The following is a 15,055-nucleotide window of genomic DNA, read 5'->3' as shown; positions in this document are numbered from 1 at the left end:
GTCAGGATATGTAGAGGCTATCACTGAAAAACAACCGTTTCCAACAGTTAGCCAAGATCATCTGGGTGTGCCGCTTCTGCTAACCTCTTGATTAACAGGGAAGCTTGGGGGAATTGAATTCTAAAGGTTGTTCCTGGGTGGCGCTCAACGGTTAAACTGCCCTCTAGTTGTTCTATTACCAAGTCATGTACGAGGGAAAGCCCCATAGATTGGGCATATTCCCAGTCCACAGTTTCTGGTAAACCGATGCCATTGTCCTGGATGGTCAGTTCGACCTGCTTGGGTGAAGCAGTGTGTAGGTGAACCCGAATTTTGCCTTGGCGATCGCCCGGAAACGCATACTTAAGGGCATTAGAGATAATTTCGTTGACAATGAGACCGCAGGGAATCGCCTGATCAATGTTTAGTAAAACCGGGACAACGTCTATCTCTAAGGCCACCTGAGCAGGAGTAAGCTGGTAGGAAGCTAAGAGGCTGCTTGCCAGACTGGGAATATAGTCTGCTAGGTCAATTTCTCCAAAATCCGAAGCAGCGTACAGTTTTTTATGGATTAAGGACATCGACTCGATCCGATACTGGCTTCCTTTGAGGATGTTAATCGTACTGGCATCTGTGATGCTTTGCGACTGAAGTTGCAGCAATCCAGAGACAATCTGCAAATTGTTTTTTACCCGATGGTGAATCTCCTTTAGCAAGACTTCTCGTTCAGTTAGGCTGTGTCGAAGTTCCTCTTCAGCGCGGCTGCGATCGCTCACTTCTTGTTGCAAGGCGTGATTGTTCGTTTCTAGAGTTTGCGAATCGGCTGCCAATTGTTCATAAAGTTGAGTATTTTCCAACGCGATCGCAGCCTGAGCGGTCAATACTTGCAATATTGTTGCCCGATCAAGGGTAAAAGCATTGGTGGTGAGGTTGTTTTCCAGATAAAGAATGCCGATCAGCTTACCGTGTCCCTGAATTGGCATACACAAAATAGACTTGGGCTGCTGAGACTGAATATAGAGATCGCTGGCAAATCGTGTTTCCTGAGCAGCATCTGCCAAAATCACCGTTTCCTGCTTGCGCGCCACATATTGAATGAGCGAAATCGGCAGTTGCTCCGTGACTTCTAACGGAATCGATTGCTGAACAACGATCGCTTCTGGATCAACGGTTCCAGTTGCCTCAATCCGAAGCTGTCGATTGGTTTCCAGTAAGAGAGTTCCGGTTTGCGCTCCAGCATTTTGCAGCAGCAGGGTCATGATTTGAGCCAGCAGTTTTTCTAGATTCAATTCCCCCGATAGAGTCTGAGAGGCTTTGATCACTGTTGCCAGATCCAGCCTTTCAGAATTGCTGCTGTTTGTCGTGCTCAATGAGACTTTTGGATTGACGGTGAGCGTTTTAGGTTCGCCTGTTTGTTGAAATAACTGAGAATAGCGTTCCTCTAAAGCTTGTACTTTAGCAGTTGCGCCCCATCTCAGATAGCTATACTGGGCCTCTTGCAAATAGGCTTTGGCAGCGATCGCTTTGTTATGTTCGAGATAAAACAGGGCGGCTCGTTCATAGGCTAGCGCTTCTTCTTGAATGTATCCTTGCGCTTTAGCCTGGGCAATTGCGCGATCGTAAAGCTCTGTGGCTTGCCAAGGTTGACTCAGGACACGCGCCTTTTCTGCTTCCACCAGGTCAAAACGATGCTGGTTGTTCATGGGGGCATGGTGTGCCCAATGCTGCATTTGTTGTTGATTAGCAGCCACCTGCTCTAAATACTGCTGCTGTTGAATCCGATTGACCTGGGAATAATGGGCAAGCAGCGTCAGGGAATGATAGAAATTTAAGATACCAACCTGAAGAAATCCAACGGCTGCTCCTATTTTCTCATTAGCCAGTGCCGCATTTTGAAGTGCCAGAGCATAATCTCCAAAGTGGTAAGTTAACACTGTTTTGGCAGTGTAGAAGATGAAGAGATCGGTTCCACTTTTCGCTGCAATTAGACGGGGTAAGCGTTGAGCTTCATTAAAGCTTTCACCTATCAGCAGCAGGCGATCGAAGACGTCATCTCGAAAATTTTGTCCCAGTTGCCGCCAAACCTGTGAAAAATTGACAGGGATTTCTTGCTTAATTTGAACACACAGATCAATATAAACAGCTTGTTTTTGAATGGCAACCGTCAGGCTTTCTTCAGTAAAAAATAGATACGCACATAAGTTCGCTGCACAGTACCCGCCCCATTCAAAATCTCCGCTCTCTAAGCCGCTTTGTATCCCTTGCTGTAGAGGTGTAATGCTATTACGGGCATGTTCTTTCCAGGTGCGAATATTAGAATTATATAGGTTATAAACTTTTGCCTTCAGTTCTTTTGCGTCAAATTTTTCTAATAGATTTAGTGAAATCAAGCCCGCTTGATAACCAGCCTCTAACTGGTTTAAGCCAACTAATAACACCCCATAAAGTCCATAGGCAAAAGATGATTGATTTGAATTGCCATGCTCAAGACATAGATGAATCGTGGTAACAATAATCTGTGGAAAAAGCTCTGGTTTTGCCATGAACACAGGCGCGCAGAGAGTTGTCAAAATTCGCATTGCAGAAAGCCTATAGCGATCTGTCATTACGGGCAGACTATCTAAAGATTCGAGAGCGGGTAAATCAACGATCAAGCTTGCGCTATTTTCTATAGTCAGGAGGGTAACTCCCAGCTCTTCTAATGCTTGCAGCCCGATTTCAATCCCGTTAATGATCTCTAACTGAGCCATGCAGGTTTGCATTTGCACTTCATAGACTTTGATGCGATCGAGTAGGTTTTTGGCGTGGTGGAGTGAGGTTTTGGTCAGTGCTACTGAACGCTCAAAATTCACATTGAGATACTCTGCTTCTGCGGCTGCAATATGCAGCGCTAGCGTAAAGTCATATTGATTTTGCCAGCTATCGGTTGCTAGTAGCTCTAGCCCAACCTGGAGATAGCGCGCAGCAGCATCGTAGGCTGCCGCTGCTTTTGTCTTCTCACCTGCTATGAGATTTAACCGAGCCAGTTCATCCCGCTCTGCTTGAGTTTCGATTAGCTCTCGGCTCAGATTTAACTGGTTGATACTATCGAAAAGGTTTTGCCCCTGTGGCTCTAAGGATGTATTTTGCAGCAATTGTTGACCGATCTGGCGATGAATTACCACTCGTTCTGCTGCTGAATTGAGTGAATAGGCAGCTTGTTGAATGCGATCGTGGGCAAATTTATATTCCATTCGCAACGCATCGTCCGGTTGGGGAATACCCAACTCAATCCGCTTATAGCAATCATTCAACGGCATGATTAAACCAATATTGATGGCTTCTTTGAGCAGGGCGATCGCTTCTATAGCTTCAGGCTCTCGAAGAACGCCCGCCGAATAGAGAATAAACGTCAACGTTTGCAGATCAAACTGATTGCCAATACACGCTGCTCGTCGTAATCCATTCTGAGTGCTGGGTTGCAGGCGTTGGATCTTAGTGACGAGCAACTCCACTACGTTGTCGGTGATGTTGCGTTGTTGAATGTCGGCGATCGACCATTCCCACTGACTGTGTTGATGGTCAAACCTTAGGAGCTGCTCAACATACAATGCTCGTAAAAATTCATTCACAAAAAACGGATTGCCATCCGTTTTCGCCAGCAATAGATCAGCCAAAAGTGCAACATCTTCAGTAGAACGATTTAGGGTATCTGTCAGTAAATGTTGAATATCAGTTTTCTGAAGCGGAGAAAGGGCGATCGCCCCAATCCTCGTGCCTGTCTTCTGCATCTCCTCGATCGCTTGCATTAGCGGATGAGTCGCACTGACTTCGTTATCTCGATACGCCCCAATCAAAAACAAAAAAGGGACTTCTGTGGTCATCAATACCTGGATTAATTGCAGGGATGCCGCATCCACCCACTGCAAATCATCCAGAAAGATCACTAATGGATGGTTGGGTTTCGCCAACGCTTGAATGAACTGTTGAAAGACTCGGTTAAAGCGATTCCTGGTTTCGATCGGCGGCAATTCTACTACGGGAGGCTGCTGTCCTAGGATTAGTTTTAGCTCAGGCAGCACATCCACCATGACCTGAGCATTCGGTTCTAAAGCTTCTAACAATTCTTCTCGCCACTGGCTCAGTTGCACTTCTGGCTCGGTCAACAACTGCTCCACCCACACAGAAAAGGCACTAACAAACGCCGCATAGGGAATATCCCGCTGATATTGATCAAACTTCCCCGCAATAAAGTATCCCCGTTGCTGGGTAATGGGTTTATAGATTTCTTGCACTAACGACGTTTTACCAATGCCAGAGTAACCGGAGATCAGCATGAGTTCGCTCTTGAATCGATTGAGCGTTGAGAATTGAGAAACTTCTGTATTTCTCAGACTCAATACTTCCTGCTCAACTCCTGCAACTCGTGCAAACGCCGCTAGCAGTGTCTCAACTTCCTGACTTCTGCCGTAGAGTTTTTGGGGGATTTGAAAGCTGTCTGAAATATCCTGCTGGGCTAAAGGAAACGGAGAGATTTGGTTAGTCGCCTGAAGCTGAGTCAGGCAAGCTTCTAAATCGACTTGGATGCCATGACAGCTCTGATAGCGGTCTTCTGCGGTTTTCGCCAGCAGCTTCATCACAATATCTGAAACAGCTTGGGGGATCGCTGAGGTGCGATTACAGGGAGGCACTGGACGTTTTGCCAGATGGCAATGAATCAATTCCAGCGCATCATCGGCAGTAAAAGGAAGCTGATGAGTTAACAGTTCGTATAGCGTCACCCCTAGAGAGTAGAAATCTGTGCGGTAGTCGAGCGATCGATTCATCCGCCCAGTCTGTTCCGGTGACATATAGGCAAGCGTTCCCTCCAAAACATTAGGACTGTGAAGGGTAGGGTTTTCGCGAGTAATGCGGCTAGCAATGCCAAAGTCAATCAGCTTAAGCTGGCCAATGGTAGGATTCCAGACAATATTAGAGGGATTAATATCTTTGTGAATGATCTGCTGCTGGTGCACCTGTCCCAAAATTTTGGTTAGCCGAATACCCAGCATCAAAACTTCTTCCAGGGTCAACGATCGCTCTATCAGCCAATTTCTTAAAGACTCTCCACCAAAATCCTCTAGAAACATCACCAGGGTATTCTGATAGGCTTCAATCCCATAGACATTGATTACCCCTTCTAGGTTCAGCGATCGCGTGATCTCATACTCCTGCCGATACCGAATCAGCTCATTCGGCATGGGATAATTGGACTTCAAAACTTTAAATATTAGGGGCTGCGAGTCCAGTTCCCGAACTCCCCGATAAACCAGTGAATTCGCACTTTCGTAAATCTGTGAGGTGATGCGATAGCTGGGAAGAGACAGCATGGTTTGTTCGCCTTACGGGAGCGGTATATTCCTTAGATTAAATCACTCTGCTCCAGAGCATTAACTCGTAAGATCTTTGCGGTGGTAAGCCTGAATAATGTTCATTCTTTAAAGCCATAGTCAAAGATGAATGAGGAGGGTCGTACACCTGTCTTCCTTTCAAAAATTGTTTGAGCGCAAATCTTTCAAAACTCTGCTGTGCGGGTGAAATTTGGGATCTGTTACGACAGTATTGATTCATGGCATCATTCAGCAACGCCGGACGTTTTAACTAACCGAACAATCTCCTTAATCAATATCTCTGGCTCTACGGGCTTCGGGATATGCGTTTGAATATCTGCCGCGATCGCCTGCGCAATCAATTTCACCTGCTAAGGTAGTCAAGGTGCTCGCGGTAATCAACTCTCCTTGCTCGGTTGGTAGAGTTCTCACTTGCCGCATCAGCATGTATGTTAGCTGGCGATCGCTTCACCCACTTTTTCTTCCTCCAGGCTCGGTAAGATTTGCAGCCCAGTCTCAGTCGCCAGATATTCCGACAGTTGCGCCTCAATCTCGGTCTGCACCACCTGACGGTATTCCAGGAAGTGTTCATTTAGGGCGCAGAGTCCCAGGTAGTGTTCCCAAACGGTCGGGTTGTGCCGCAGGATTCCTGCTAGATACAGCCAGAACTTGACGCGGGTTTTGCGAACTACGCCTTGCCGCCAGCACAGAATCAGCAGAGCCCGCATGTTGACCCAGTTGAGCTTGCGAACTCGGCTACCAGGACACTTGGGTGCGCCCAGCTTCAGGAAATGCTGGTATGTGCGATCGAGATAGCGTTCGGGGTCATACAGTTCCCAGAAGGCAGCGACGAACTCGTTGGCGATGTCTTGCAGCGGCCGAGTCGGCACAAAGTTCATCAGCGTCGTTTGATTGATGTTGGCTCCCTGCTCCCGCATCCGGCCCTCTTTTTTCAGGCGATGCCAGAGAGCGGTGTCTGGCAAGGCTTGCAGCATGCTGAACATAGCCAGGGGCACAGTAGTTTGTTCGACGAAGCGGACGATGCGCTCACCGGCCCCTTTCTTCTCACCATCGAAGCCAATGATGAATCCGGCGTTGACCCGCAGGCCAGATCGGATAATCCGATCAACCGATTCTGCCAGAGAATCCCTCGTGTTCTGAAACTTTTGCGTCAGGGTAAGGCTGGCTTCATCTGGCGTTTCGATGCCCAAGAACACCGCATTGAAGTTGCACTCCACCATCAAATCCATCATTTCCTGATCCTGGGCCAGGTCAATTGAGGCCTCGGTGTTGAAGCGAAACGGGTAGCCGTGGGATGCCATCCAGGACTTCAGTTCCCTCAGCATCAGCTTGCCGTTGCGCTTGTTGCCAATGAAGTTATCGTCCACCATAAAAATGCTGCGCCGCCAGCCCAGTTCATACAGGCACTCCAGTTCTGCCAGCAGCTGCTGCGGAGTTTTCGTCCTGGGCTTCCGGCCGTAGAGGACGATAATGTCGCAGAACTCGCACTGAAACGGACAGCCGCGCGAGAACTGCACCGACATACTGTCATAGGAATCGAAATTCAGCAGGTCGAACCGAGGAATCGGTGTACCTGTCACGTCAGGCTTCACGCCATCGGAGCGAAACACTCCCTGGGTGTGGCCGCGCTGCACCGCCGCCACAAACATTGGTAGCGTGATCTCGCCCTCATCCAGAATCTGAAAGTCGGCATCGGCAGCTTCGTGGGGCAGAGCCGTAGCATAGGGGCCGCCGACTCCGATCGGAACTTTGTGGCGCTTGGCTTCCTGAATCAGGTGCAAAAAGTCTTCCTTCTGGACAATCATGGCGGACATGACTGCCAACTCTGCCCACTCCCAGTCGGCTTCGGTCAGGTCGCCGACGTTGCGATCAACCAGCCGAAATTCCCACTCCTGGGGCAGTAGGGCCGCGACTGTGACTAATCCGAGAGGCGGCAGCATTGCCTTGCGATCAACTAGTTCCAGCGCTTTCTCAAACGACCAAAAGCTCTTGGGAAACAAAGGATAGAGCAACAATACTCGCATACACGCCAACTCCTTACAAACCGCGGATTTCAGCAGATTTCCTTAAGCTTACTCTTTCGCTCCAGCTTTATTTCTTAGAGCGATCGAATATTTTTGCCCAATATCTGTTGATGTTCCCAGACGAGGAATCGTTTTGGACTTTAAATCCAATGATTTTAATCTAAAGGTTTCCCGCTTACGGAGCAAGTTTGCCTTGAATCAATGTTAGCCTTCCAACTTTTGGATTTGATTCATAATCCGATGATGTGCTTTGTGATAGCGCTGGAGACGTTGCAGATCTTTGTCAGACACACTTTCTAAACGTGTCAGAGTCATATTGTCTTCAAGGTCGTAGCGTTTGACGCGGGTGGCAAGAGAATTAGTCAAAACGCGATCGAGAAATTGATCATAGGTTTCTTCGGGGAGGCGGGTAAGACACTCGATCGCGGTGATAATTTCGGATGAAAATCCCTCAGCAGCAAGCTGTTCTAACGTCCAGTCAGAATCTTCTACTACATCATGCAGTACTGCAACGATTTGTTCCTCTATGGTTTGTCCTCGCATCATTAACCGCAGAGGATGAAGGATATAGGGCGCGTGGGCTTTATCTAACTGATCTTGGTGGGCGATCGCGGCGATCGCCACTGCCCGCGCCAAGAGTTGATTTAACGGGATTTCCACGCGATCGCCCCTAAAGTTCATTCATCAGGCAGAGCGTTGAATGCAGTCAAAACACACCCACAAAAGTTATCCATTTTGGTCTGGCATGGGAGCAGGTTTCACGGTTAGATTGACCGACTGCCCATTCCGCTTCACCGTTATTTGAAGCGGGTTGCCGATTTTAGCTGATTCAACTTGCTGCTGCACTTGCTTGGAGGCTTGTATAGCCGTGCCGTTAATCGCTTCAATCACATCCCCCGCCTTCAAGCCACCCGCTGCTGCGGGTGAATTGCGCTGAACTGCCAAAATAATAACTCCCTGGTCTTGCTCAATGCTCACATTGCCCTCGCGGCGATTGATTTGCTCACGCAGTTCAGGAGTCAGTTCTGCCATTTGAACTCCTAAGTAGGGATGATCTACTTTGCCGCTCGTAATCAGTTGGTCCGCGACCCGTTGAGCAGTAGCGATGGGAACGGCAAATCCAATTCCAAATGCGCCTTGAATGATAGCCGTGTTCATTCCCACCACTTCACCTTTAGAGTTAATCAGCGGTCCGCCGGAGTTACCAGGATTAATGGCGGTGTCGGTCTGAATAAAATTGACGCGGGAAGAACTGCCGAAGTCTGCGCCCGATCGCCCTGTAGCGCTGATGATGCCCTGAGTGACCGTATTGTCGAGTCCAAGCGGATTACCGATCGCAATGGCGGTTTGCCCTGGCAAGAGGCGATCGGAATCTCCCATTTTCACAGTGGGTAGTCCAGAGGCGTTGATTTTAATCACCGCCACATCAGTCATTTCGTCTGAGCCAACCACTTCTCCTTTAAATCGTCGTCCATCTTTCAAAACGACGCTAACCGTATCTGCGCCCGCTACGACATGAGCATTGGTAAAAATGCGCCCATCGGCTGAAGTAATAAAACCCGATCCTGTCCCGCGCTGCACCCGTTGAGGCTGATCTTGTTCGCGTTGCCTTTGTCCCCGTTGCTCTCGTCCAAACAGGGAGCCAAAGTCTAAGTTATTTAGGGGTTGTTCAACCGCGCGACTGGAATCAATCCGAACGACGGCAGGACCCACTTGCGCCACAATATCTGCCACGTAGTCGGGCGCACTAGCATCGATCGGGCTAGAACTAATCGGGCTGGGTGTTTCAACTTGCGTCTGCTTTGGTTCGGCAGACGCAGTTTGTTCAATCGAGCTGTTACCTACCAGCGGGTTTGTACATCCACTACTGACCGCGATCGCGGCGAGTGCAATTAACGATAACGGCAGTTTTAAAGAGGAGTTCATAGGATATAAATTTTAACCATATTCACGGTGACTCATTTAATCTAGCTTTCTAGCGTGAAGTTGGTATGTAATTTATATCAACGCAGCGTATCAGGGCGGCATCTTGCTTATTTCAGCCGGATAAATCTCTTCCTTAGAGTGGTTGAATTTTCCCAATATTCTGAGACGCGAAATAGCTTGCCAAATCAGAAAAGGCTCTGCTATTTGCAGAGCCTTTTCATTCTAAATATCAACTGAATAGTTCAATTCAATTACGGCTTTGAGCAGTCTCATCCAAGCATTATCACTTAATGTTATCTGCCAATGTTGCTCTTTTTTGCGGCACTTTAGTCCAATAGGTGTGGGTCTTTATTGGACTCTCCATCAAATGGCTGAACGCCCGTTTCTGGATAGGAATTGTCGTCAGGACCAAAGATACGAGAGATTGCAGCAGAGAAATATTGGATGACATCGTCGATTAGTTTTGGCATGCCCATTATTGCCTCCAGAAAGCTATTTGAAGTGAAGTGAAGTGATTTAGCTTGCTTGTGTGAGCGATCGCGCTTTCCTTGCCGCGAGATCGTCTTACTCTTTCAGTATGAATACTTTTTAGTGAAACTTACTCTTTTGCATTAATTGTTCAAGTTAATGTTGCGGTTTCTAACAATTCAAATCGCCTTTTGAAAGTGCAATTTGATAACTGTAGGTAACAACGCAGATGGGGCTAACCCATCACGCGATCGCTTAGCACTGGTTTGACTGCTGGCTGCACCCGCCTCAAAACGTCGCATTCAAAAGCAGACTGAAACGCGAAAAATCATGGCGAGTCAAAATTTTAATAGAATTCACTATAATTTACAGGATCGGGAAGTCTCTGCAAACCCTGGAAGCATTATTTTTAGGCGAACTCGATAGACATAACAGGATAAAAACTATCGCCTACCGGCTAGCCTGACTCGCCAAATTATGGTTTTTATTACTATAATCAAGAAACACAGTTTCAGGTAGAGCATGAACATATCTACGCCTTCCAATCAGCAGACTGCATGGGCAGTGACAGGCGATCAAGAACTGGCGATCGCCCCCGAAGATTACAGTTTGCTCACCGATCTCTATCAACTCACCATGACCGCTTGCTACGTCGGTGAAGGTCTAGAACAGCGGCAAGCCAGCTTTGAACTGTTTGCCCGTCGCCTACCTCAAAACTTTGGCTATCTGATTGCCATGGGATTAGCCCAAGCATTGGATTACTTAGAAAAATTGCGCTTCAGTCCGTCTCAAATTTCAGCGCTGCAAGCCACTGGCATTTTTGATCATGCACCAGACGCTTTTTGGACTCTATTAGCAGACACAAAATTTACGGGTGATGTGTGGGCAGTACCAGAAGGAACGGCAGTCTTTGCCAATGAGCCACTGTTGCGGGTAGAAGCACCTTTATGGCAGGCGCAACTGGTGGAAACCTACCTGCTGAACACGTTAAATTATCAAACCCTCATCGCCACTCGTGCCGCTCGATTGCGAGATGTGGCGGGGGTAGAAGCAACGCTGTTGGAGTTTGGTACACGCCGTGCGTTCGGTCCCCAGGCTTCCATTTGGGCGGCACGAGCGGCTTTGGCTGGTGGGTTAGATGCCACCTCCAATGTGCTGGCGGCACTTAAGCTAGGACGCAAACCAGCTGGCACTATGGCGCATTCCCTTGTCATGGCATTAGCCGCAACTCAAGGCACCGAAGCCCAGGCATTTACCGCCTTTCATCGCTACTTTCCCGGTGCGCCGCTGTTGATTGATACCTATGACGCGATCGCTGCTGCCCAGCAGCTTGCTGCACAACTCCAGTCAGGAGACATTCAATTAGCAGGAGTCCGGCTCGATTCTGGAGATTTGGCATCGCTATCTCAACAGATTCGCCAGCTTTTGCCCAATGTGCCCATTTTTGCCAGCGGCGACCTAGATGAATTCAAAATTGCCGAACTGAAAGCTGCCGGAGCTTGCATCGACGGCTATGGATTGGGCACCCAGCTCGTGACAGGATCACCCGTCAATGGCGTTTATAAACTGGTAGAAATTGACACTATTCCTGTAATGAAGGAATCCACAGGCAAAGTCACCTATCCCGGTCGCAAGCAGATTTTTCGACACCATGAAAACGGTATTGTAGTCTGCGATCGCTTAGGGTTGATGGCGGAGGAAGGGGAACAGGAAACTGGGAATGGAAAGCAGAGCACCACTCACTCCTCTGCCTCTCCAACCCTCCCCCTCTCCACTCCTTTACTTCAACTCGTGATGCACAATGGTGTGCCAATGCAGCTTCCCGAATCGCTGAACGCGATCGCTCAACGCACGGCGCAATCTGTTGCCAGCCTTCCCCTCAATACTCGCCAGATCCAGCAGCCGCAGCCGATGACGGTTAATCCTTCCTCCGCCCTGCTTGACCTCATTACCCAGACCCAACGCAGTTGCTAATCCCTGTTTAGCGAGTGTTATGGCGATGACTAATAGAAGCTAAGGAACTTCTAGAAGCTGGATGGCGGCAGCGATCGCGTCGGCCTCTTGGGCGGGTTTGTCTTTGCGCCAGCGCAGGATACGGGGAAAGCGGACTGAAATGCCAGATTTGTGCCGTTTAGATTGAGAAATTCCTTCAAAGCCAATTTCAAATACCTGAATAGGTTCAACCGATCGCACGGGTCCAAACTTTTCAATCGTGTGTTTGCGAATCCATTTGTCTAACTCGTCAATTTCTTTGTTATCTAAACCAGAATAGGCTTTGGCAAAGGGCACCAGTTCTTCCCCTTGCCACAGGGCAAAAGTGTAGTCAGTAAACAGGTTTGCCCGTTTGCCAGTGCCTGCTTGGGCGTAGATCAACACCGCATCTAGCGACATGGGATCAACTTTATACTTCCACCAGTAGCCGCGCTTTCTCCCCACCAGATAAGGGCTATCCAAGGCTTTGATCATTAACCCTTCGGCTCCCTGATGGCGGGCTTGTTCTCTAAGCGATCGCAGATTTTCTAGCAACTCAATAGGCATTGTTTCAGACAGCGTAACCAGGGCAGGATCGACGGTTTGTAAGGATGCTACGAGTAAGGAACGACGATCGCGTAAGGGGCGATCGCGAATATCCAGCCCCTCATATTCCAACAAATCATAGGCAATGAAGTGCGCCGGATTTTCCTGCATCATTTTTTGCGTCACCCGCTTTCTGCCCAACCGCTTTTGCAAATGGTTAAAGCTAAGAGGGCGATCGTCCTGCCAGCACAAAATCTCGCCATCAAACACCAAGCCATCGGGCAACGCCAGAAAGCCTGCGGCAAGTTCGGGAAACTGCTCAGTAATCAAATCTTCGCCCCGCGACCAAATGAAAACCTCTTCATTGCGGCGAATAATCTGCGCCCGAATGCCATCCCACTTCCACTCGGCTTGCCAACGATCCAACGATTCCAATGCAAACTTATCTTCTTCCAACGAGGATGCCAGGAAAAACGGGTAGGGCTGACTGGGGGCACGCGCCGATTCTGCTTGTTGCATCAGTTGAGTGTAGGCAGCGATCGACGGTGTAAAATCGCCCATTAATCGATGCGCTAATACGGCTTCCGACACGCCCGATGCTGCCGCCAATCCTTTAATCACCAGCTTGGTGGATACCCCAACCCGAAAGGCTCCCGTCAGCACCTTATTCAACACAAACACTTCCACGGAGTTGAGGGAAGACCACCAGGAAATCACTAGGTCTTTCAAGGCTGACTCCGACTCCACAGATTTGATCTGGGGAATGATGACCTCCATCCAGTGGTGTAGGGGAAAATGGGGGCTGGCAACTGGGGGATCGAGTGTAGAGGGCAGCAACAGGGCGATGACTTCAGCTGTGTCGCCGACTTGAGCGTAGCAGTCTTCAAACAACCATTCGGGAATATCAGAGATTTGGAGGAAAATATCGCGCAGCGATCGCGAAGTGATTAGCCGCTTACGAGTTTTGCCCAACAGCAAATACAGCGCCCACACCGCATTTCGAGCTTCTTCCGCCTGAAAATAGGCTTGCAAGGCCCGAATCTTTTCATTCGTTGAAGTGGTGGCATCCACTTGCTGAAACAACTGCGTAAACCGCTTCATATTTCCCTGCTATTGATGAAACCCTAAGCGCTAGTGAACTCGATCGCTTCGTATAAGTCTACGATTTGAACTTGACACTCAAAAGCGCTGAAAGACAACACGACGTTTGGGTCATCGTATTCCGAGAACAGCCATTGATTGGCAGCAGTTTTCACATGATGCTCAACGTGAACGCGATGTTGATCGACTAAGAGATATTCCTGAAAGTTGGAAATAGTGCGATAGGCGGCAAATTTTTCGCTGCGGTCGTAGTTTTGAGTGGATTTGGATAGCACTTCAGCAATGAAGCAAGGATTCACGACCGTATCTTTGCGTCCAGTTTGAAGCTCCAGCGGCTTGGGCACCACCATTACATCAGGATAAGTATAGAGATTGACTGCTGGAATCCAGAGCCGTTGGTCTGCATAGAAAATTCGATAATCTTTTCCCTTGAGAGCAGATTTAAGCAGGATGTAGAGATTCCCAGAAATGTCGTTGTGGTTGGGGGTGCCGCCAGTCATCGGAATGATGTCTCCATCGCGATATTCGCTGCGCGTTCCAGCCGCAAGCTCCAGTTCTAGATACTCTTCAGCGGTATAAATTCTTCTCTCGGTCTGGGCAATCATGGCACTTTAATTCCCAAAGCTTTAGGATGGATTGGACTTAGTTATGGATGCCGTTGCTTGGTGAATCTGGAGCGATCGCTCAGAACTAATACATCCCAATGCTGCCGACCCGATCGGCACCTAACCATTCCAGGGTATCGTTGATCGCATCGCCTGTGTGGTATGCCGCCAGCAGCACTTCGCTGGTTTTACCCCAAGCGATCGCGCCCGTTGCATCCAGACCGATCGCGCCCAAATCGCACCGATTTTTATGCGCTTCGGTGAAGGAGCGATCGAAAGCTTGGTGCAAGGTCATGCCATCTGCCACCCGCACCACAATCTTTGCTGCCAAACACTCATTGATAATGTCTTCGCCAATGCCGGTACAGCTAATTCCCGCTTGAGCCGTAGCATAGTTGCCAGCAGGCATAGCGGAATCGCTGACTCGACCAATTCGTTCAAACCCTTTGCCGCCTGTGGAGGTGCCTGCGGCTACGCGCCCTTCCCTATCTAATACCACTACGCCAATCGTGCCTCGTCCGGCTTCGCTATCCACCAATTCTTTTTCGGCGACGACCCCTGCCATCTCTCTAGAAAAGTTGCCTGCCCGTTCTTGCATCCATTCCTGTAGGCGAATTTCGGTCGTTGGGTCATAGGATGGCAAGCCGATCTCTCGCAGAAATTCGAGTGCGCCATGATCAGAAAGGACGCGATCGCTTGACTCTTGTAATTTCAATGCCAGCTCAATGGGATGCTGCACCCGCGACACATTAATCACCCCGCTAAACCGCTGTGCTGTACCATCCATCAGCGCCGCACTCATGCGAATTTGCCCATCCGATTGCAGCACCGAGCCAGTACCCGCATTAAAACAAGCATCATCTTCCAATAGCTGACAGCCCCGCACCACGGCATCTACCGCAGAAGCTCCTGCCGCCAGCATCGGATACACGTCCTCTAGCACCGCATGCAGCGATCTCCGGACTAACTCTACCCCGCCCTTTCCTTTCAGCGAACTGCCCGCTCCCCCGTGAATAATAATCTTCGGTTGCACCCGCTCAACAGACATGCCTTCAATCTCCTAATC

Annotated in this window: 11 protein-coding genes; 1 reads left to right on the top strand and 10 read right to left on the bottom strand. The window is 49.0% G+C overall.

Features of this window, described 5'->3' with window-relative positions:
* Positions 1-47 precede the first annotated feature (47 nt).
* The 7 genes from JOY44_RS13290 to JOY44_RS32375 all read right to left on the bottom strand — a co-directional run bounded on the left by JOY44_RS13290 (position 48) and on the right by JOY44_RS32375 (position 10,068).
* Complete coding sequence (locus JOY44_RS13290; protein ID WP_171574204.1) at positions 48-5,327, bottom strand: AAA family ATPase; 5,280 nt, start codon at positions 5,325-5,327, stop codon at positions 48-50.
* Between the two features lie 245 nt (positions 5,328-5,572).
* Positions 5,573-5,695: a hypothetical protein gene (locus tag JOY44_RS32380; protein WP_281063304.1), complete on the bottom strand. Its 123-nt coding sequence runs from the start codon at positions 5,693-5,695 to the stop codon at positions 5,573-5,575.
* An 84-nt stretch (positions 5,696-5,779) separates the two neighbouring features.
* Positions 5,780-7,372 (bottom strand): B12-binding domain-containing radical SAM protein, encoded by a 1,593-nt coding sequence (locus tag JOY44_RS13285; RefSeq protein WP_171574203.1) that lies wholly within the window; start codon positions 7,370-7,372, stop codon positions 5,780-5,782.
* Between the two features lie 204 nt (positions 7,373-7,576).
* Positions 7,577-8,053 (bottom strand): phosphohydrolase, encoded by a 477-nt coding sequence (locus tag JOY44_RS13280; RefSeq protein ID WP_171574202.1) that lies wholly within the window; start codon positions 8,051-8,053, stop codon positions 7,577-7,579.
* A gap of 45 nt (positions 8,054-8,098) precedes the next feature.
* A complete protein-coding gene (locus JOY44_RS13275) occupies positions 8,099-9,298 on the bottom strand; it encodes an HhoA/HhoB/HtrA family serine endopeptidase (protein WP_171574201.1) in 1,200 nt (399 codons plus the stop codon).
* Positions 9,299-9,624: 326 nt separating this feature from the next.
* Positions 9,625-9,768, bottom strand: a complete 144-nt coding sequence (locus tag JOY44_RS13270; RefSeq protein ID WP_171573854.1) for a hypothetical protein — start codon at positions 9,766-9,768, stop codon at positions 9,625-9,627.
* Between the two features lie 177 nt (positions 9,769-9,945).
* Complete coding sequence (locus JOY44_RS32375) at positions 9,946-10,068, bottom strand: hypothetical protein (protein WP_281063303.1); 123 nt, start codon at positions 10,066-10,068, stop codon at positions 9,946-9,948.
* 220 nt (positions 10,069-10,288) lie between these two features.
* Between JOY44_RS32375 and JOY44_RS13265 the strand changes: the two genes are divergently transcribed.
* Complete coding sequence (locus JOY44_RS13265) at positions 10,289-11,740, top strand: nicotinate phosphoribosyltransferase (RefSeq protein WP_171574200.1); 1,452 nt, start codon at positions 10,289-10,291, stop codon at positions 11,738-11,740.
* Between the two features lie 39 nt (positions 11,741-11,779).
* Here the strand turns inward: JOY44_RS13265 and JOY44_RS13260 are convergent, their stop codons facing one another.
* From JOY44_RS13260 to JOY44_RS13250, 3 genes are all read right to left on the bottom strand, one after another.
* A complete protein-coding gene (locus JOY44_RS13260; RefSeq protein ID WP_171574199.1) occupies positions 11,780-13,384 on the bottom strand; it encodes an ATP-dependent DNA ligase in 1,605 nt (534 codons plus the stop codon).
* Between the two features lie 23 nt (positions 13,385-13,407).
* Positions 13,408-13,989: a Uma2 family endonuclease gene (locus tag JOY44_RS13255; RefSeq protein WP_171574198.1), complete on the bottom strand. Its 582-nt coding sequence runs from the start codon at positions 13,987-13,989 to the stop codon at positions 13,408-13,410.
* A gap of 85 nt (positions 13,990-14,074) precedes the next feature.
* The gene (locus JOY44_RS13250; protein ID WP_171574197.1) at positions 14,075-15,037 is read right to left on the bottom strand and encodes an isoaspartyl peptidase/L-asparaginase; all 963 of its coding nucleotides are present in this window, start codon (positions 15,035-15,037) and stop codon (positions 14,075-14,077) included.
* Between the last annotated feature and the right edge of the window lie 18 nt (positions 15,038-15,055).

The organism is Leptolyngbya sp. Cla-17, assembly GCF_016807185.1.
Taxonomy (GTDB): domain Bacteria; phylum Cyanobacteriota; class Cyanobacteriia; order Leptolyngbyales; family Leptolyngbyaceae; genus ULC077BIN1.
The sequence above is the reverse complement of the archived record's forward strand: the minus strand, read 5'-3'. Positions and strand labels throughout refer to the sequence as shown.